The organism is Helicobacter sp. 16-1353, assembly GCF_003288815.1.
Lineage (GTDB): Bacteria > Campylobacterota > Campylobacteria > Campylobacterales > Helicobacteraceae > NHYM01.
Genome location: NZ_NHYM01000008.1, coordinates 34753 through 54924, shown reverse-complemented (window position 1 = coordinate 54924; position 20172 = coordinate 34753). Strand labels below are relative to the sequence as shown.

Sequence of the window (20172 nt, the reverse complement as noted above, 5' to 3'; positions counted from 1 at the left end):
ATTTCCTTAGTATTATTTTCCTTTTGCATTCTATAAAAATGCCCTTAGATTCTATCTTTTTCGCACCCATTTACGGCGTAAAACCATCGTTTCACACAAGATTTATCTTATGCGGTAGCACCAAAAAAGGCGGATTGTTAAAAACTCCAGCTTTTGATAATCCGCAAAAAAATGGCGGTGGGCGGGATTAGACAAAATCAACCTATTAAAAAATCTTAATTTTTAAGCGAATTCGAATCGAATATAACACTCGTGTCAAAAATCAATAAAATTTTTCTTTTAAGGCGAATCTGTTTCCTTGTTTTGGTGTTTTTTGCAAGGAAATTTTAAGAGCTAACGCCCTTAAAATCTTTCATCTATTCTCGCTTACTACCCCTATTTTTGGGTGCTAAAGCACGGAATCTTTAAGTTAATGAAAAATTGCGAAGCAATTTTTAAGAATCTCGTGTGAGTCGGTAGCCTCACACCTTAAAAGGGTGGAGGACAAAATAAACAGACTTTAAGAATCTAAAAAATTTTTATAGATTCCCAAGATTCCACAGATTTTCAAAACTTCAAAGATTCCAAATTGTGAGAATCTAAAGAATCCAGCAAAGAATTTTAAAGATTCGCTTAAAACAATTTTTTTAATTAGTGGAGAGCTTTGCCCTCGATTTAATCTATCGCTCACCGCCTTTTTATGAATCATCAAAAACCAAATCTTTTGCTAACTCACCATATTTTAGGCACTAAAGCATAGAATCTAAAATTTAAATTTTTATAGAATCTAGTGCCTTTGTAAGCCGCTCAAAGCCCTCTTTTATCTCTTCTTTTGAAATGGTAATTGGCGGTAAAAATCGAAGCGTAGATTTGCCTGATTTTAGTAGTAGCACGTCCTCTTTTTTTGCCGCTTTGATGATTTGCCCTAGAATTTCATCGCTTGGCGTTTGCATTCCACGCATTAGCCCAAGCCCAGAAATCCCCAAAAATATACGCTCATATTTGGCTTGAAGTTCCCTTAAATGCTCCTCAAAAAATGCGATATTTTCACTCAATTCCCCACTTTTTTGATACGCCTCCAAAACCTCCAAGACGCACAACCCAGCCGATGTAGAGAGGAAGTTCCCACCAAATGTGCTGCCGTGCTCACTTGGCTCAAACACATCGATTTTATTTGTCATAGTCGCCCCTATGGGGACGCCTCCAGCAAGCCCCTTTGCAAGGCTAACTACATCTGGCGTAACCCCATAGGCATTCGCACACAAGAATTCTCCGCTTCGATACACGCCACTTTGCACCTCATCAATCATCAGCAATACATCGTTTTCTTGCGTCCATTCCCTAAGCTTGGCGACTTCATCTCTTGGCATTGCGTAGATTCCGCCCTCGCCTTGGATTAGCTCTAGGAGAATCGCCACGACGGATTTGCGATTTTTAGCGATTTCTATGGCGTTTACGATATTTTCAGCGTAAATAAAGCCATTTGGAAAGGGTGCGAAATGCGTATGCATCTTATCTTGCCCGCAGGCTTTTAGCGTCGCGATACTCCGCCCATGAAAGCTATTTTTAAGCGTGATAATCTCAAATCGATTTTCGTGCTCACCATATTTTCGAGCGATTTTTATGGCACATTCATTCGCCTCTAGTCCCGAATTGCTAAAAAATGTCCGCATTTTATAGCCACTAATTTCGCTTAGCTTTTTTGCCAATCTCGCCTGTGGCTCGATTAAATATAGATTTGAAGTGTGGATTAGATTTTTAGCTTGGGAGGCGATAGATTCTACTAGTTTTGGGTGATTGTGCCCCAAGCTATTTACGCCAATCCCAGCGGTAAAGTCGATGTATTCTGTCCCCCTCTCATCATAGATTTTTGCCCCCTTTCCACGCACAAAATGCGTGTAATCCCTCGCATATGTGTGTAGCACAAAGTCCTTATCCATTTGCTCTAAATCTTGTTTCATTTTACTCCCCTATGTGTAATTCTTTGTAACATTTTATAGCGTATCTATCCGTCATTGATGCGATATAGTCGCTTACTACTCGGTGTTTTTTATATCCATTATCGATTTTATTTTGCGAATCTTTTGGCAAAAGGCTTGGATTATCCATAAAGTCGCTAAAAAGTGAGCGAATGCAAAGTCGCCCAAAAAACATTTTTCGTTGCACTTCCTCGTGTCTGTAGAGATTCTTAAATAGAATCTTTTTTAAACTCGCTAGATTCTCCGCAAGATTTGCATCGTAGCGGATTTGCTTCGTTTGTTTGAAATTATTAATGATATTTTCAATCAAAAGATTTATAAGCGATGAAATGAAACGATAGCGGAAAATCTTATCACTTGGTGAAATGCCATGTCGCTGGATATTTTCCGTAATATCACGGACGATTTTATTCTTTGAGAGAATCTCAAAATTAATTAATTTCTGCTTTATCCCATCATCAATATCGTGGCTACAATAGGCGATTTCATCGCTTAAATCTACGATTACCGCCTCTAATCTTGGCTCCTTTTTTATATCAAAAATCTGCTTTAGATTCGAGCTAAAAAATGGCTTTTCATATGGCTTGGAATGCTTTAAGATTCCCTCCAGAGTGGCAAAAGTAAGATTTAATCCACTAAAATCCTTATATCGCTTTTCTAGCTCTGTTACCACGCGAAATGATTGGAAATTATGCTCGAATCCATTCTTAAAACCATATTTTTTTAGCACAAAATCCAGCTCATCGCCCCCAGCATGTCCAAATGGCGAATGCCCCAAATCGTGCGATAAAGCGATTGCTTCAGCTAGATTCTCCTCTAAGCCACAATGATTGGCTATAACTCGTGCGATTTGGCTAACTTCGATGGTGTGCGTTAGTCGCGTCCTAAAATAATCTCCCTGCGTGTTTAGAAATACTTGGGTTTTGTATTCAAGTCGCCTAAAACTACTGCAATGGATTATCCTATCTCTATCCCTTGCATAGGGGTTTCGAAAGTCCTCTTTAAATGGATAAAACCTATCTGTATATTTCATAATCTAATAGCCTATTTTAATTTTAGATTGTGATTTTATCAAAAATAACATAGAATCCACTTTGTATTATTAGTAAACTTATAAGGTATATAAAATGGAATTATTAAAAAAAGCATTTGGGGTTTATGCCACGAATTGCTATATTTTGAAAACAAATATTGGGGATTTTATCATTGACCCGGGCGTTGGTAGTGCGGAATGGGTGCTAGAAAATGCAAAAAATCCAATAGCGATTTTAAACACACACGGGCATTTCGACCACATTTGGTGTAATGCCGAGCTTAAAAAAACGCTGAATGTGCCAATTTTCTGCCCTAAAGAAGATTGCTTTATGCTAGAGAGCGATTGCTTTAATCTCGGGCTAACTCCGCAAAATGCGGATAGAAAAGTGGAAAATAACGAAATTTTTTATTTTGATAAAAATGGGTTGGTGGAAACAGATTCGCCGGATTTAGCGGAATCTGGGGCAAAATCTCGCGGGGATTCAGGGGAATCTAGCCTAGAATCTCGTGTCGAATCTCGCGGAGATTCCAGCGTGGAATCTGCAAAAAAGGCGGAATCCGCAGAATCTAAGGCGGAATCTAACCCCCAAATCAAGGTCGAATATATGTTTTTCCCGGGGCATACGCCGGGCTGTAGTATGATAAAAATCGGCGATTTTATCTTTAGCGGGGATTTTATATTTTTGAATTCTATCGGTAGGAGCGACTTTCCGTATTCTAGCGATGAGGCTATGCAGGAATCTTTAAGGCAATTTGGAAAGATTCCCTATGATTTGCCACTTTATCCCGGACACGGCGATAAAACAAGCATTAAAGCAGAGCAGGGGAATCTTAGATTTTGGCTAAAATAAAGAGAGAAATTAATTTTTAAAAATTAATAGATTTTAAAAATAAACCTTTCAAATCTCGTGCGAAGCTACTTTGAAGTGTCGTCGAGGGTTGGTTGGGAAACGAGGCTAAAGCTTATTTGACGAAGAATATTCGTTTTACAAGAAGCTTTGCTTTATAAGAATCTTTGCTTTGGGGGATTCTGGGGATAGGAGTGAGATTTGCTTTTGCTCGTTACGTTTTGAGTAGCAAACTATCATTAGCCCCTTTAAGTAAAGCCATATTTATTTTTTTGAGAAAATTAACAATTTTCTATAATTAAATATTCAAATTTTAAATTTTAAAGGACAAAAATGTTAAGCGAAGAGGATAAATTCCGCTACACAAGGCACTTAATGCTTGATGAGGTAGGCGAGGCGGGGCAAGAAAAGCTTATGCAAAGCTCGGTTTTGATAATTGGAGCTGGGGGGCTTGGGTCTCCAAATGCGTTTTATCTCACGGCTGCGGGGATTGGGCGGATTGGCTTGGTGGATTTTGACAAGGTTGATTTGAGTAATTTGCAAAGGCAGATTTTGCATAATATGGGCGATTTGGATAATTTCAAGGTGGATTCTGCCTTGCAGAAGCTCCAAAATATCAATGACAAAACAAAGTTTGATATTTATAAGGAGAAAATTTCGGCTTCAAATATCTTGGATTTAATCGCACCCTATGACTTTATCATCGATGCGACGGATAATTTTGCCGCGAAATTTTTGATAAATGATGCGTGTATTTTAGGCTCTAAGCCCCTCGCCCATAGTGGAATCTACAAGTTTTGCGGGCAGGCTATGACGATTTTGCCAAAAGAAAGTGCTTGTTTTGCGTGTGCGTTTGAAGCCCCACCGCCAAAAGAGCTAAATCCTATATTTAAAGCTGGGCTTTTTGGGGTTATCCCGGGTGTGCTTGGGTGCATTCAGGCAAGTGAGGCGATAAAATACTTTCTAAACACGGGCGATTTGCTCCTAAATACACTTCTTAGCGTGGATTTAAAGCATATGATTTTTAGAAAAATTGACATCAAGCGGAATCCAAATTGTAGAATCTGTGGAGAAAATGGGATAAAAAAACTAATTGATTATTAAAATTAGCTTAATTTATTTTCAATGAAAAGCAACTTTATTATAATTTACAACTTTATATTTTAACTATATCAAAAAATAAAGGTGTAAGATGAAAAAAATATATTTAGCATTGGCTATTATATTAAGCCACACAGGACTTTATGGCGAGGAATTACTAAAAAATGTAATTGACAATACTACGATAGATGGATTTCTATTTGGCAGAATCTTTTCAAACTTCGGCAAAGATGGCAGTGGAACTTCTACACAATATCGTTTAAAATTTGATGTTAGGACGGGAGATTTAGCGGGATTTCGCGTTGGAAGTGGGATATTTTTTGGTATTGGGACATCAGTTCCAGATGGCACTAAGGCAGATGGCGATATTCAGGGCTGGAGAGCAGCAGTCCCACGACGAGCAGGAGATAGATTTGGATTATCAAATCTATTTGCAGATTACCATATAAAGCCCATAAGTTCATATATAGAGGCAGGTAGATTAAATATAAAACATGTAAATACAGACCCCGTTCTTGATATGGGTAATGGTGCATCAATGTATGGCAAAATGGATACTATAAAATATAGAGTAAGCTTTTATGATAGTTGGCTAACAGATTTGTTTTATTATCTAATTGTTGGTAGAGGAGCATATACTAATCAATCAAATACAAATAATTTCGGCATAGGAAATAATCTAGTTATTGCTGATTTTAACCAAACTATTAATGATTTTAATTATATATTAAGTGCGACATATGCGAGTAAATTTATGGATTATAATCTATGGGCGGATTTAATGTATGATTTACCTAAGGGATTTTTCTTAAGAGGGCAAGTTGGAATCGCTAGATTAAATAAAAATGCCAAATTACAAATTGGTGGTGCTAATCTACCTGCTGCAAATATATACAATGAAAGTTTTAAACTAGGCAATCACGCAAAAGACAGGGGAATCTACAATCTCCAAGCTGGTTATAAAAATGAATTTATGACATTAAAGATTGGCTTTTTGGGTAGTTTTTTGCAAGGTTATGGTGTGATGATGGAGGAAATAGGCTCTCTTGATATAGGAGGTGCAGTTTGGTATGGGGGAATTACATCTGCATACGAGGGATTTAGCTTTCTTGGCTCTGGCGGGATAAAAAATAGCTCAGTTTATAGCCCATATATAAAAACATCATATACCATAAATGATATTGTGGGACTTGGGCTAGACCTTGCGTATATCGGTGGTAATAACTATATGCCAATTCTATCTAAAGCAAAACGAGACAACACCTATACCATCAATGAAATATATGGGATTACTAATGCAATAGATGCGGATAATTATAGATTTATCAAAAATCTTAAATTTTTTGAATTAACACCCAGCATAACACTACAAGTTAATAAATACATTACTATAAATGCCTATTTGGCGAATTTCTTTGGTGGGCTTTCGTATTCAAAAGTGAAGTTTCAAATAACTGCAAGAATCTAATTTTATATTATCAATTAGGTTTATAATAACTTAATTGATAATAAACCACTTCAAAATTTTTAAATTTAATAGTATAATTATAGGCTTTTTTATTAGCAAAGGAGCGAAAATGCAAATTGATTTTCATAAAATAGAAGACATAGAGAGATTCTATAGAATCTTAAGCGATGAAGATTTGGAAATCATTAAAAAAGCTGAAGAGATTTTTAATCATTATTTAGATTTCCAAAAAACCAATAAAGTTTGTAGGGCAGAACTAGAAAAGCCTGAAGTTATGGCTGTTTTTAAAAGGTTAAAAAATAGATGAAGTTGGCAGAAAACTGCGTTTTCAAAGAAACTTCGTTTTCAAAGAAACTTCGTTTTGTTGATTTGGAAAAAGCCATTAAATCCACATTAAAAATATCTCGTGTAACTTTGTGTCGCTATGTAAAGATGGGCAGATTCGCACTCAAAGATTACCAAATGGCTATAACGATGATGTATATGCATTAGTTGGGCTTATATTTACTTAAATTACTAAATTTTTTTTAGGAGGGAAAAATGTTTAGAAAATTAGGGCTTAAAATATCATTTTTGACATATCATAGATTTAGCGATATAGGGGGGGGCAGCAACAATCAACTAAATCTAGATTCTATAGATTCAAGCGAAAGATTAAAGCAGATTCTAAACTAGTAGATTCCAAAATAATAGATTCTGCTATGCAAACCCCAAAATTAAAGCTAATTCTCCCCTCTATCATTCTCTTATTTTTTTTATCACAAAATGCGTTAGCTGATGTCATTCAATTGCAAAATGTTTGTAACGGATACAATACTGGCAATTGCGTTATAAATACTATCCCATCTGGAAATAGTGATATTAGTATGAGCGGTGATACCATAACTACAAATAATAAAATAGTGGTCGGTAGTAGTGGTAATGCATTAAGCAGTATAGAAGTGCCAAGTAATATTACAATAACAAGCACATTTATTGGTTCACAGAGTGGGGGCTTCGCAACAGACGGTGTATTAAACTTCACTGCACTTATACTAAGTGGCACTGGCTTTACTAATAACGGCACGATAAGAAGCACTGCAGTTGCTAACGCTGTATTCCTTAATCAATCTGTCTCAATGGCTAATCTTATAAATAACGGCACGATAGAGACGACTAATAGCGGGGCTTCGGCACTCTATGCTGTCTCTGGCAATAGTGATACCGTGGTGAATGTAACAAACCTTATAAATAACGGCACTATTACCGCCCAACAATATGCATTTTATCTCACAAATGGCACATCGGTAAATAATATCACAAATAACGCCGACGCCACAATCACCGCACAAAATAGTGCGATTTATATAAGTAAATCAGCTATAGGTGGAGGTGGCACGAGAGAAAGCAATGTAGGCACTATCACAAACTACGGCACACTAACCACGCAAACCACAGGCAACACCATACATATCCAAGAGAGCAATATAACTAGCATTATAAACCACGGCACGATAAATGCCCCTACAAACGGCAATGCAATCTATATCCATAGTGGCAACACTGGTAGCACCGTTAAAAGCGTGAATAGTATCCAAAACTCCGGAACAATAAACGGCAAGATTAACTTATATGCGAATCTAACGCTAAATACGCTAGAAAATAGTGGCACAATCGCTAATGGTGTAACAGCCATAGCTTATAATAATACGACTATAAACAATCTTATAAATACCGGCTACATTGGCACTCATAGTTATAGTGGTAGGCATGTAAACTTCTCTGCTATAGGGAGCTTAACTATCCAAACTTACGCATTGAAATTAAACGAAGATGCAGCGACTTTTAATGCTTTTGGCGATAGTGGCACTTATTACACTAGCGATAGTGTGGATAATACCTCGCACTTGGTGTTTTCTGCTGGTGGGACTAACGACCAAAAATTATATTTGAAAAATAATGGGCAGATTTTGCTTAGCTTTGATTTTACGAAGTTTCAGCTAAATACGGATTATTTGCTATCTAAATTAGTCGTGATAGACAATCCCGGAACAACTGGATTTGTATATGAGGGCGGCACAACTAAGGTGGGCGATAATATCTATAATCACCTCGTATCCACCGACCCACTTTATGCCATAACTCGAAATGGAAGTTATTTCCAAGTAAATTTGCAAAGTGCGAATTCATCTAGTAATAATATCCATAAAAGCAATATTTCACTCCTAAACACAATGCTAATGCAAAGTAATCAAGCCATTTATAATAATTCACTTCGCAAATATGGCTTCCCATATAATAGAATCTCAAGTAATGATAAAACCCCAGAATCTAGAGGCTTAAAAAGCTATGCTTCTATAGCTCCACAAGCAAGTTTTGTGAGAGTGAATTACAATCCAAGCCAAAGGGAATTCTACTCATATTCTCAAGCCAAAGATGTAGATTCTAGCTTCTACATCGCCCAAGACTTACAAACACAAAATTATAGACGAAGAGGATTTGTAGGCACAAGGCAGAAAAACGCCCCAGAAGAGGTAGAATCCACCCCAAGCCAAGTAACCCCAAATAAAACTCCAGAGGTAATAGAGCCAAAAGCTACACAGCCACAAATCGTAGAGCCAAGAATCGTAGAGCCTGTAGAATCCACAAGAGATTCTATAGCAATCGCTCAAATCGCTCCAGAAACAAGCACTAAAAGCGATAACGGACATTTCTTTTTTATGCCATTTATTAGCAATCAACAAATAAATGATAGCGATGGATTAAAATCAAGTGGAAATACATATGGCTTTATAACAGGACTTAGCGGAGACTTTGGAAGCACGATAGTTGGGGCTCATTTCGGCTTTGGCTATGGCGGATATAATAATAAGGTAAATTTAGATTATACGCAAATCGCCACAATGCTAGGACTTCATCTAAGGGCTGATTTGGTTTATGGACTATTTATAAAAGCAAGGGCAGATGGATATTATTTCCAAAATACCATAAATCCGGTAAGCACCGAGCAATCAAAAAATGCATTAAATTCCATTGGGTTTGATGTGGTGGCTAGTTTTGGTAAACAATGGAATATAAAAAGCGGTGCAATGAAAGGAATTGCTAGTATTGAAGCAGGGCTTAGCTACGAGGGATTAAGCAACTCTGGCTATAGCTTTGGCACAGAAAATTATAATTCAAGTTTATTAAATCTCCTATATGGCGAGATTTTCGGGCGATATGATAAATTCTTTGGGGATTCTAACGCGTGGGTGCTAAATATGGGATTAGGTGTGAAATACTTGCTTACAGGGCGACCTGAAATAGATATGATGCTTGGCACAAGAAATTATAATGTGGTAATTGGCACAGATAAATTCTATGGCATAGCCCAACTTGGAGTGGATTATCGTATTAATGAGAATCTAGCATTAAATCTTAATTACTTAGGAATGTTTGGCGATAGAAGTATGACTAATAGTGGATTCTTTAATGTTAGATTGTGGTTTTAAATGGGATTCTGCTAATAGATTCTAATACTAGAATCTAAGGAATCCCAAATAATTAAATTATTTTTAAATACAAACCCAGCCATTATCCAATCAAACAGCCCAAAGCCATCGCACTTCCAGCGTATTCTCGTGGTGTGCCTATCTCGTCCATCGGGGCGAAAAATACCGCCCTTTGTGCAAAAACTATAGCTTCAAATAAACTAATTATTTATTTTTTTAACTCTCTTTTTAAAAGCTTTGCAACCGCCTTTGCGTAAAAACAATAACTCCAAATAATCAAATTATTTTATTTTTCTAATTCTTTTTTTAAAAGACTTGCGATTATAAAGCCGATGAATGCAAATCCAGCCATACATAGGAAAATAAATCTAAATCCAGCCATTCCCTCAAATGTATCTAGCAAATATCCATATAGCGTATAGCCAAACATACTTGGCATATAGCCAATCAAACAGCCCAAAGCCATCGCACTTCCAGCATATTCTCGTGGTGTGCCTATCTCGTCCATCGGGGCGAAAAATACCGCCCTTTGTGTGAAAACTATAGCTCCTACAAAAAGTGTGATAGTCATACCTAAATATATATTAATACTTTGATGTGGTAAAAATGCAAATATAATCACCACAATACAAACTAATAAAAATGTAAATCGCAGATATTTCAATGGACTTTTAAAAACCTTATCACTGAAAAATCCACCCACAACGCCACCTATTAGCTTTAATCCATATTGATTTATAATCCCATAAGCCCCCACTAACGCCACAGGAAGTGCATAAATCGTTTTCATAAATGGAATAAAATATGTTAATCCAATATATGTTGAATATACGAAAAATATCACAAATGCCGCTAACCAAGTTCGCTTATCTTTAATTACATATTTTATGCCATCAAATACAAATCTATCCTTATCCTCATTATTGATTTTATCACTACTATCAACAATAAAAAATGTGATAATCCCAATTGCAATAGTTACAATCGTGTAATACCAAAGCCCAGCTTTTAGCCCAGCTAAACCCTCGCCAAATAATGAAAATACTATTAATGCCCCACTTGCGATACATATATCAACTATACCTCTTCCAGCCTCTAAGAATCCAAATAATCTTCCTTGAGATTCCTTATCCCCGAGTAATCTAACGGCTTTTAGCAATGAAGGCCAGTAGATTACCTCACCAAAGAGAGCTAAAAATCCAAATGCAACGCAATATCCAATATAATCTGGCAATGTCGTTAGATACATTCCACACAGACCAACGCCTATCAAGCCAATTGGTAATAATAATTTTTTACTAAATCTATCTGCTAGATACATAGAGAAAAAATATCCAATAGTTTGCACGATTGCATAGCAGGTAAATGCCAATCCAATTTGTGTATTTGAAAGTCCCCAATCCTGTTGCATAGGGACATAAAAAACATCTTTAATCGAAGAGAGTTTATATATAGTCCCAGCTCCCAAAATCAAAAATGCAAGTTTCATATAGCTAAATCCGGCAGTATTAGTTTTCATATTTTCTCCTTAGATTTTTCATAAATGCTACGCTTTTTATAACGCATTCCTCTTGTAGTATTAAAAGCTTTTCCAACCATTCCTCCCCAACTCTATGTGGATAATAGTAATCCATCGGGCAGATTCCTTGTATCGGGTTTGGTTTGATTTCAAATACTCCTTTAAACTCAAATCCATCTACCATAAAATCTTCTTTTGTTAAGATTCCCTTTTTTGCCCTCAAATCTTGGCTTTTGCTATCTTTTATCGTTGCAGAGTATGGATAACAAGTTTCTATATTAATGCGATGGAGTTTGCCACTTAGGATTTTATATATTTGTTCTACTTCAATGCTCCCCTCTCCAATAGGAACGCCTGTGATAACGGGCTCATTATTGGAATTCATCGTTACAATATGGTCTTTAAAATGCACATTAATGATATATGGCAGTAGCTTATGCAAAGATTCTAGTGGAGTTTCTTTTACCATCATAGAATTACCCACATCAAAGAGAATCCCAACATATTCACTATTTATAGATTCCATAATTTCTATTAGATTATCACTAGTTTCATACTCGTGATTTTCTATCGCTAGTTTTATATTATAATCTTTAAGCAAGGGGAGAATCTTTTTGATTTTTGCGATGGATTCTATGATATTTTTTTGATTAAATTGATTATTTTCTACCTTTATATATGTTCTTAAAATATCGGCATTTAGCTCTTTTGCTATTTCTAAATCTTCCTTGCTTAAGCTATATTCAAGCCATCTTGAATCTATCTGGCAATATAGATTTAGATGTTTCAAATGTGTTGCAATCTCTCTTAAATAACCCTTATCATTGCTTTTAAGTGTCCCGAAACGTGGATTTAGGTTTAAATCCGGGATTATATTGATTTGAACTCCGTCTAATCCAAGAGATTTTGTTTTGTCAATAAAATCAAAAATATCCATTTTCCCGTGCTGAAAATATAAATGATAGCTTTCTGTTTCAAGTCCAAATTCCATCTTATCTCCTAGTCTTATTGATGATTAGAATCTATTATATTGTAATAATTTCTTATAGTTTATAATATGAAGTAATATTAGTAAGTTAAGGTTTATTTTAGTAATCCAAAATAATACATAATTGGCAGAAATATAGCACCAGATAGAAAGTTGCCAATGCTAACAGCTAATAAATGCAAAGAAAGAGTGCTAAAACTAAATATGGAAATATCTAAAAGGATTCCAACACTTAGATAATACATATTTGCCACGATATGCTGGAATCCGCCGACGATAAAAAGCATCACAGGGAAAAATATCGCTAGAATCTTGCCCTCTAAACTCTTTGAAGCTAGGGCAAACCAAACTCCAATCGCTACTAATGCATTACATAAGAATCCGCTACAAATCGCTTCAAAAAATCCTAAATGAAGTTTAGAATCGCAGATATTTACGATAAATTCACTAAAGCCCAAATCCTTATATGAGCCTCCAAAAAATGATACTAAAGCAATGAAAAATGCCCCAAATACATTGCCAATCCAAACAAAAATAAGTTTTGTAATAAATAGACTTGTAGTAAATTTTCTTTTCATTAATGCTAAAAACGCCAAGCAATCGCCTGTGAAAAGCGACCCTCCCACAAGAACGCAAAGCATAAGCCCTGTGGGGAAAATACAAGCCCCGATAAATGCTCCAAGTCCCCCGCCAATCCTATAATATGCAATCAAATATCCAAGAGCTGCTAAGCCAATATACGCTCCGCCTAGGAATCCTAAAATAATTGTTTTAAGATTCGAATATTGCATTTTTGCTTCGCCTAGCTTTAATACCTCTAAAGCAGTTTCTTTATTACTCAAAAACATCATAAAACCTAAATCTATATTTATTGGTATTATAATTTAAAATTAAAATATTTTAAGCAACTAATATAAATTATAATTGAAAATTTTACATTTATTTTTTTATTAATTATCCGATTTAACTTTACCAAGATAAGGATATCTTGTAATATATAAAAAGGAGTTTATTATGGCTTTTCAAGTCAATACAAATGTTAATGCGTTAAATGCGCATGTGCAATCTACTTTCACACAATTAGGTATGAAAAATTCTCTCGAGAAATTAAGCTCAGGTCTTAGGATTAACAAAGCGGCAGATGACGCTTCTGGTATGACTATCGCCGATAGTTTGCGTTCTCAAGCAAGTGCATTGGGTCAGGCGATTCGAAACACAAATGACGCAATGGGTATTATCCAAATCGCCGATAAAGCGATGGACGAGCAAATCAAGATTCTAGACCAAATCAAAGCGAAAGCTACACAAGCCGCTCAAGATGGGCAAACTACAGAATCTAGAAGTGCGATTCAGAGCGATATTATTAGGCTTATTCAAGGTTTGGATTATATTGGTAATACCACAAGCTTTAACGGACAAGCTTTACTTTCTGGGCAATTTACTAATAAAGAATTCCAAGTTGGTGCGTATTCAAATCAAAGTATTAAAGCGTCTATCGGTTCTACTACGAGCGATAAAATCGGTCAAGTTAGGATTGAAACAGGCGATATGATACAAGAATCTTTACAAGCAAAACTTGTTTTCAAACAAGTTGATGGCGTAAATGATGTAACTTTGGAGAGCGTAAATATCTCCCACTCTGCTGGAACTGGAATTGGCGTTTTAAGTGAGATTATCAATAAAAGCTCCGATAAAACAGGCATAAAAGCAACATGGAATGTGCAGTCAACTTCCGACCTTGCGATTGTTTCTGGTTCACTTGCGGCAGTAAATATCAATGGTATGGTTTTAGGTGATATTACTGGAATCAAAGCAAATGACTCCGATGGTAGATTAGTAGCTGCGATAAATAAGGTTACTTCAGATACCGGTGTTGAGGCGTTTGTAGACCAAGAGGGACGATTGAATTTACGAAGCACAGATGGTAGGGGGATTAGATTCTCCGCTGATGGTGCTGTAGGTGGCGATGAGATGGCAGTCGAAGATATGAATGACGGGCAGTCAATCGATGGTGCATCAGATGACCCAACAGCAGGTTCTCTAAACTATGGTAAATTAACTCTAACTAGAGTTGATGCAAGAGATATTGTTGTAGCGAGTGCAGATAGCCCAACGGATTTATTTTTCGAAGAGATTGGATTCTACGAAGATGACCCAGATTTGACCGCACAAACAACGGTTAATTTACGAAGTGTTATGGGGCTTTTTGGTAGCGATGTCCGCTCTGCAGCTGGTATCAATGTCAATAATCTAAAACGATTAGAGGCTACAGACTTAGGTCTTGGAATGGCATCTGGTGTAACAAGCCTAAAAGGTGCGATGCTAACTATGGATATAGCGGAATCTGCAATTAAAATGCTAGATAAAGTTCGCTCTGATTTGGGTTCTGTGCAAAACCAAATGATAAGCACAGTTAATAATATCTCTGTAACTCAAGTTAATGTTAAAGCCGCTGAATCTCAAATTAGAGAAGTGGATTTTGCTGCTGAGAGTGCAGAATTTAGTAAGCTTAATATCCTTACACAAAGCGGTAGCTATGCGATGAGCCAAGCAAACGCAGTGCAACAAAATATCTTAAGGTTATTAAACTAATTTCCTTAATTTCACTTCGCAAAACTAGCAAAGCTTTCTTGTCAAGCTAGTTCTTGCGAATAATGGCTTTGGCATTCGAAACCATCGAATATTTTTGCTAACGCAAAATGGCAGTGGCGATTGGCTTGGTTCAAAGCGAAGATTCCTAGCCAAAGCTACGATTATTTGCTAATGCAAAGATTCCTGTAAAATGAAATTTCTTGTAAAACGAAGTTTCCTGTAAAAAGATTCGAGAATCTAAGGGGTTTTGTGAAATTTGCTAAGCTAGTGAAGTTTCCCACTATTTGCAACAATTGGATTTCTCTTTGGGATTTCTAAAACCACAAATAAATTTTTATTATTTCAAATATTGATTTTAAAAGGAGAATTTTCTCGCTCCTTTTGCTTTTACATTGTTTGGGAAAAAAATATTATATAATTACATAGTATTACAAAAATAAGTTATAAGGCTAATATGGAAAAATATAGTAGTTATGAGATTGAAAGTATTGAAATAGCGGAGAATTTCTTAAAAAATTCCAAATATAAAGATTCTATTGCTATTTGTTTAGAGGTTTTGCAGCAATATCCAAATAATTCTAAAGCTTATAATTTGCTTGGTATAAATATGATGGAAATGAAGTCATATAAAAAAGCTATTAAGTATTTTACAAAAGCATTAAATCTACTACCAAATAATGTGCATTATGTAACGAATTTTGCAAGAGCATTAAATTTAGATGGCGACAATGAAAAGGCGATAGAGACACTCACGGCATTCTTAAATCAATCAAATGAAACTATAGCGTTTTTCGATTTGGCACAATATTTTAGTCAAAATAAACAGCATAAAAAAGCAATTGATTTATACGAGGGATTACTTGTAATAAAACCAAATAATTTAGATATTCTATTTACTTTAGCAGATGAATATATTAAAAATAATGATATTAAAAATAGTCTTCCACTCTTAGAAAGAGCGTATAATCTAGGACATAAAGAAGCTGGAATCAAACTTTTAAATCAATATGTTAAATTAAATATGGCTTGTGCTGCAATAAGTTTTGCTAAAAAATATACTTATACTAAAAATGCAGATTTTTATTTTCTATATGCAAATGCCCTAAGTTTAAATGGTAATATAAGTGAAGCGAAAACTTGCTATAAAACTGCGATTTCAATGAGTAATAAACCACGATATATATTTGGTTATTCAACTTTTTTATTGAAAAATAGGGAATATGCCGAAGGATTTAAGTATTATGAAACACGAAAAGAAATAGAAGGTTTTAGTGCTAATGTTAAAAAATCATTTTCAAAACCAAGCGATGTTTATAATAAAACAGTGCTTGTGTATTACGAACAGAACTTAAGTGATACAATTATATTTTCACGCTTTCTACCACTTCTTCAGCAAATAGCAAAAAAAGTATATTTTTATCCTCAAAAAGAATTATCAAATATATTTGATATAGAGTGTGTTTCACCTCCATTTAATATTGATTATGATGTATCTGTTCTCCTGCCATCGTTGCCTTATATACTAAATGTTTCTAAACCTAGTGATTTAGATGTGAAAACCCCATTTACATATCAATGTAAAGCTAATTTACAATCTAGTAATGAAAATATTATAAAAATTGCATTTGCTTTTGGTGATTTAGGAAAGATGAAGCACGATAGAATGAAGCTAGAGAAAATCCTAGATGCAACGATTAGCATAAATGTAAATCTAGTTTCTGTTAAACTAGATGGGATTGATAGCTCCTATACTGAAAATTTTTCTAATATTGTTGATAAAGGCAGGGAGTGTAAGAATTATTGTGATATTTTAAGGATTCTTAGTAGTGTTGATTTATTTGTTGGGACTGATACGCAATATCTACATTTAGCTGCTAGTTTTGGAATCCCTTGTATTTTATTTAAAGATACACAACGATGGATTTGGGAAAATGGCAAAACGACAAATTGGTATAAAAATTTAATAATCCTAGAGCCAGATAGCAACTTGCGATGGGATAATGCACTAAAAGCGGCATTTAGACAAATTAAAAAATATGCTTCCAAACATTGAAAATTCCTTTGAATTACTAGTATTTTTAAAAAATCAACTCCTACTAAAGGATTCCAAAGATGAGTTTTGGTGGGAAAATAGTGGCTCATTTGAAGTAGTAGTAGGTGCGATTCTAGTCCAAAATACAAAATGGGAAAATGTCATTTTCTCGCTAAATAATCTAAAAAATCAAAATCTACTAAACCTAGAATCTCTCTCAAACTGCGATTTAAGATTATTAGAATCATTGATTATGAAATGTGGATTTTTTCGCCAGAAAGCCCAAAGATTGCAGAATCTTTGTGCGAATATCCTAGAATCTTTTGGGGATTTTGAAAATTTCAAGGAAAATGTAAGTAGAGAGTGGCTTTTAAGTCAAAAAGGAATTGGTTTTGAGAGTGCGGATTCTATCCTAAATTACGCACTTTATAGAGAAGTTATGGTTGTAGATAGATACACACAACGACTTTTAAGCGAATGTGGATTTGAATTTTACGATTATGATGAGATTCAAAATTGGCTACAAAATGGCATTATTGAAAACTATGAAAGAGTGGAGAATCTCTATGGAAAAAATGTTTCTTTGGCAAAGGTTTATGCTAGATTCCACGCTAAAATCGTAGAATTTTCTAAGCAAATAAAAATAAAGGGCGAAAAGTGAAAGATAAGATTAATGCATTAGATTTATTTTATAAGATATGCGAGATTCCGCATCCAAGTAGCAATACAGAAAAACTAAAGGATTTTATTATTTCTTTTGCCTTAAGGCAAAAATGTGAGGTTAAAAGCGATAGTTTTGGAAATATCCATCTTTTAAAAGGAAAGCCGAAAATCTGCCTACAAGCACATTATGATATGGTTTTGATAGGGGAAAAAGTAGAGCCTATTATAAAAGGTGATTTTATCACCTCTAAGGATTCTTCGCTTGGTGCGGATAATGGAGCGGCACTATCAGCGATACTTTATTTTTCACAGCTTTTGGATAATTTTGAAGCGATTATTACAAATGATGAAGAGATTGGAATGATTGGGGCGAATAATCTAGCCCTTAAGATTCAATCAAAACAAATATTAAATTTAGATAGTGAAGACATAAATCAAATTGTAGTTGGCTGTGCTGGGGGATTTGATGCGGATATAAAGCTAAAACCGAAGTTTAAAAAATGCAAAATGAAATATTTTTATGAGCTTCGTTGTCATAATTTTAGCGGTGGTCATAGCGGGATTGATATAAATAAAAATATTCCAAATGCGATAGTTGAGCTAGTGTGGGCTATTTATAATATCCCTTGCGAGATAGTTTCTATTAGCGGAGGGGAAAAGCGGAATTCCATTCCCGCTAATGCAAGGGCGATAATAGCCACGAAAAAACCGCTAAAATATGCAAATGATAATAGTATCAAGCCTACTATAAAGATTACAAAAATCAATAAAAACTATAAAAAATCCTTTAATAAAAAGGTCTTAAAAGCAATTTATTCCATTCATAGCGGTGTTTATGAAATGTGCGACAATAGTGTAATTTCTAGCCTAAATATATCGCTAATTAATAATAAAAATATAAAAATGATGATTCGGGCAAATAGAAAAAATCTTCTTTTTAGACAAATGGAATCGCTAAAAATGCGATTTAAAAATATTAAGATTAGCGGTTTATATGACGCTTGGGAGCGGGAAGATTCTATATTGCTAAAAAATATCGAGCAAGTTTACAGAAATCAAAAAATAGATTATGAGATTGTTGAGATTCACGCTGGATTGGAGTGTGGAATCCTTAGGGCGAAGTGCGATGAGATTGTATCCATTGGACCTACTATCTCAAATCCGCACTCAAAAGCGGAATCTATGGACTTAAAATCATTTAATCAATTTTTAGAGATTCTAGAAATCTTAATTTCTAGCTAATTTTTAGACAAATGGAATCGCTAAAAAAGCGATTTAAAAATATTAAGATTAGCGGTTTATATGACGCTTGGGAGCGGAAAGATTCTACATTATTAAAAAATATCGAGCAAGTTTATAGAAATCAAAAAATAGATTATTAATCAATTTTTAAAGATTCTAGAAATCTTAATTTCTAGCTAAGAGATTAAAATTCTCTTAGTAGTTTTTAATTATTTCGTAGATTCTAAATCTTTGGCTTTTTTGCTATAAGATTCTGCTTTTTGCTTGTATTCATTCTTAAGATTGGGGTCTTGTTCGTCTTCGAATTTATATTGATATTTTCGCTCTAAGGACATACAAGATTCTCTTACTTCGTATTCATCACAGGCTTTTATTAGGTATTCAAAGGATTTGCTCTCATCGCTTAGAATTTCCTTTGGAGTGCCACTATTTAGGCTACTATCGTATAATAGCCCTAATACCGCACAGCCCCTGCCATAGCCCAAATCGCAAGATTTTTCCATATATTTTATGGCGGATTTATGGGATTCTAGGGGGTTTGCGGAATGTGATTTGATATATTGCATTCCAAGAGCATAGCAAGAATTTGCTTTACCTAAATCGCAATTTTTTAGAATCTCTGCTGTTTCGCTATCTAAGCTATTTGAAATATTTGTGAGATTCGCATTTCCGCAACCAACTATAAAACTACTTGCAATCGCACTTATCGCTAATATATAAAAGATTTTTTTCATTTACTACTTTGCTCCATATTATTCTATTAATCACAATATCTAGATTCTAGCCTACAGGCTTTCCTATAAAACTTTTCAGCTTCTCTTTCTAGCTCTTTTTTAATGCTTCTATTAGCCTCATCTTGGGCTATCGCCTCACTCTCACTTCCCGCGCGTCTACAAGCAAAGGCGTCATTATATTCGCAACCTTTTTTAAAATATTCAATTCTAGTTTTTAGCACTTCCTCTTTACTCATCGTGTTGCCGATTGCTTTATTAAACAGATTGGACAATCCTATTTGGGCACAACTAGAGCCATCTTTTAGATTACAACCTTTCGACAAATACTCATATGCAAGGGGCAAGTTCTCGGTATAAAGGTCTCCAATATAATATCCCCCAGCTTTACGACAATCACTCGCATTATTTGCCTTACAACCAGCTATGGCACTTTCTAACTCGGCTTGGGTTAATTTTGCTGCAAAAACTCCACTAAAAACTAAAGCCAATATTAATAATATCTTTTTCATTTTATTTCCTTTT

General features: G+C 35.0%; 21 protein-coding genes. 13 read left to right on the top strand and 8 right to left on the bottom strand.

The annotated features are described in order from the left end of the window. The first annotated feature begins 23 nt into the window (after nt 1-23). On the top strand, nt 24-191 hold the full coding sequence (locus CCY99_RS09580; protein ID WP_181646864.1) for a hypothetical protein: 168 nt from the start codon (nt 24-26) through the stop codon (nt 189-191). A 308-nt stretch (nt 192-499) separates the two neighbouring features. Here the strand turns inward: CCY99_RS09580 and CCY99_RS06125 are convergent, their stop codons facing one another. The 3 genes from CCY99_RS06125 to dgt all read right to left on the bottom strand — a co-directional run bounded on the left by CCY99_RS06125 (nt 500) and on the right by dgt (nt 2991). Continuing rightward, the gene (locus CCY99_RS06125) at nt 500-688 is read right to left on the bottom strand and encodes a hypothetical protein (protein ID WP_112060541.1); all 189 of its coding nucleotides are present in this window, start codon (nt 686-688) and stop codon (nt 500-502) included. A 61-nt stretch (nt 689-749) separates the two neighbouring features. Next, complete coding sequence (locus CCY99_RS06120) at nt 750-1940, bottom strand: aspartate aminotransferase family protein (RefSeq protein ID WP_112060540.1); 1191 nt, start codon at nt 1938-1940, stop codon at nt 750-752. 1 nt (nt 1941) lies between these two features. Further along, on the bottom strand, nt 1942-2991 hold the full coding sequence (gene dgt / locus CCY99_RS06115) for a dGTP triphosphohydrolase (RefSeq protein ID WP_112060539.1): 1050 nt from the start codon (nt 2989-2991) through the stop codon (nt 1942-1944). A gap of 94 nt (nt 2992-3085) precedes the next feature. Between dgt and CCY99_RS06110 the strand changes: the two genes are divergently transcribed. The 7 genes from CCY99_RS06110 to CCY99_RS06085 all read left to right on the top strand — a co-directional run bounded on the left by CCY99_RS06110 (nt 3086) and on the right by CCY99_RS06085 (nt 9880). Further along, a complete protein-coding gene (locus CCY99_RS06110) occupies nt 3086-3844 on the top strand; it encodes an MBL fold metallo-hydrolase (RefSeq protein ID WP_112060538.1) in 759 nt (252 codons plus the stop codon). A gap of 330 nt (nt 3845-4174) precedes the next feature. Beyond that, nucleotides 4175-4945 carry a HesA/MoeB/ThiF family protein gene (locus tag CCY99_RS06105; protein WP_112060537.1) on the top strand — a complete coding sequence of 257 codons (771 nt, stop codon included), beginning with the start codon at nt 4175-4177 and terminating at the stop codon, nt 4943-4945. An 88-nt stretch (nt 4946-5033) separates the two neighbouring features. Further along, the gene (locus CCY99_RS06100; protein ID WP_112060536.1) at nt 5034-6410 is read left to right on the top strand and encodes a hypothetical protein; all 1377 of its coding nucleotides are present in this window, start codon (nt 5034-5036) and stop codon (nt 6408-6410) included. A 109-nt stretch (nt 6411-6519) separates the two neighbouring features. Next, nucleotides 6520-6717, top strand: coding sequence for a hypothetical protein (locus tag CCY99_RS06095; protein ID WP_112060535.1), 198 nt, complete (start codon nt 6520-6522; stop codon nt 6715-6717). Continuing rightward, nucleotides 6714-6902 carry a hypothetical protein gene (locus tag CCY99_RS06090; RefSeq protein ID WP_112060534.1) on the top strand — a complete coding sequence of 63 codons (189 nt, stop codon included), beginning with the start codon at nt 6714-6716 and terminating at the stop codon, nt 6900-6902. Before CCY99_RS06095 ends, CCY99_RS06090 begins: the two co-directional genes overlap by 4 nt. Nucleotides 6903-6950: 48 nt before the next feature. After that, nucleotides 6951-7085, top strand: coding sequence for a hypothetical protein (locus CCY99_RS09930; protein WP_258443660.1), 135 nt, complete (start codon nt 6951-6953; stop codon nt 7083-7085). A gap of 26 nt (nt 7086-7111) precedes the next feature. Beyond that, on the top strand, nt 7112-9880 hold the full coding sequence (locus tag CCY99_RS06085) for a hypothetical protein (RefSeq protein ID WP_112060533.1): 2769 nt from the start codon (nt 7112-7114) through the stop codon (nt 9878-9880). A 286-nt stretch (nt 9881-10166) separates the two neighbouring features. Here CCY99_RS06085 and CCY99_RS06080 read toward each other — a convergent pair whose 3' ends face one another. The 3 genes from CCY99_RS06080 to CCY99_RS06070 all read right to left on the bottom strand — a co-directional run bounded on the left by CCY99_RS06080 (nt 10167) and on the right by CCY99_RS06070 (nt 13235). Then, on the bottom strand, nt 10167-11399 hold the full coding sequence (locus CCY99_RS06080; RefSeq protein ID WP_112060532.1) for an MFS transporter: 1233 nt from the start codon (nt 11397-11399) through the stop codon (nt 10167-10169). Continuing rightward, the gene (locus CCY99_RS06075) at nt 11389-12390 is read right to left on the bottom strand and encodes a sugar phosphate isomerase/epimerase (protein WP_112060531.1); all 1002 of its coding nucleotides are present in this window, start codon (nt 12388-12390) and stop codon (nt 11389-11391) included. The genes CCY99_RS06080 and CCY99_RS06075 overlap by 11 nt, the downstream gene beginning before the upstream one ends. 92 nt (nt 12391-12482) lie before the next feature. After that, nucleotides 12483-13235, bottom strand: coding sequence for a formate/nitrite transporter family protein (locus CCY99_RS06070; RefSeq protein WP_181646863.1), 753 nt, complete (start codon nt 13233-13235; stop codon nt 12483-12485). A gap of 166 nt (nt 13236-13401) precedes the next feature. Between CCY99_RS06070 and CCY99_RS06065 the strand changes: the two genes are divergently transcribed. The 5 genes from CCY99_RS06065 (at nt 13402) to CCY99_RS09925 (ending at nt 19056) form a co-directional block, all read left to right on the top strand. Next, complete coding sequence (locus tag CCY99_RS06065) at nt 13402-14979, top strand: flagellin A (RefSeq protein ID WP_112060529.1); 1578 nt, start codon at nt 13402-13404, stop codon at nt 14977-14979. Nucleotides 14980-15433: 454 nt separating this feature from the next. After that, nucleotides 15434-17032: a tetratricopeptide repeat protein gene (locus tag CCY99_RS06060; protein WP_112060528.1), complete on the top strand. Its 1599-nt coding sequence runs from the start codon at nt 15434-15436 to the stop codon at nt 17030-17032. Continuing rightward, nucleotides 17016-17672: a 3-methyladenine DNA glycosylase gene (locus tag CCY99_RS06055; protein ID WP_112060527.1), complete on the top strand. Its 657-nt coding sequence runs from the start codon at nt 17016-17018 to the stop codon at nt 17670-17672. Before CCY99_RS06060 ends, CCY99_RS06055 begins: the two co-directional genes overlap by 17 nt. Continuing rightward, nucleotides 17669-18916: a M20/M25/M40 family metallo-hydrolase gene (locus tag CCY99_RS06050; protein WP_112060526.1), complete on the top strand. Its 1248-nt coding sequence runs from the start codon at nt 17669-17671 to the stop codon at nt 18914-18916. The genes CCY99_RS06055 and CCY99_RS06050 overlap by 4 nt, the downstream gene beginning before the upstream one ends. A gap of 11 nt (nt 18917-18927) precedes the next feature. Further along, entirely contained in the window at nt 18928-19056 is a 129-nt protein-coding gene (locus CCY99_RS09925; RefSeq protein ID WP_258443653.1) for a hypothetical protein, read from the top strand. Nucleotides 19057-19125: 69 nt separating this feature from the next. Here the strand turns inward: CCY99_RS09925 and CCY99_RS06045 are convergent, their stop codons facing one another. After that, nucleotides 19126-19650 (bottom strand): sel1 repeat family protein, encoded by a 525-nt coding sequence (locus tag CCY99_RS06045; RefSeq protein ID WP_112060525.1) that lies wholly within the window; start codon nt 19648-19650, stop codon nt 19126-19128. A gap of 26 nt (nt 19651-19676) precedes the next feature. Next, complete coding sequence (locus CCY99_RS06040; protein WP_112060524.1) at nt 19677-20159, bottom strand: hypothetical protein; 483 nt, start codon at nt 20157-20159, stop codon at nt 19677-19679. Between the last annotated feature and the right edge of the window lie 13 nt (nt 20160-20172).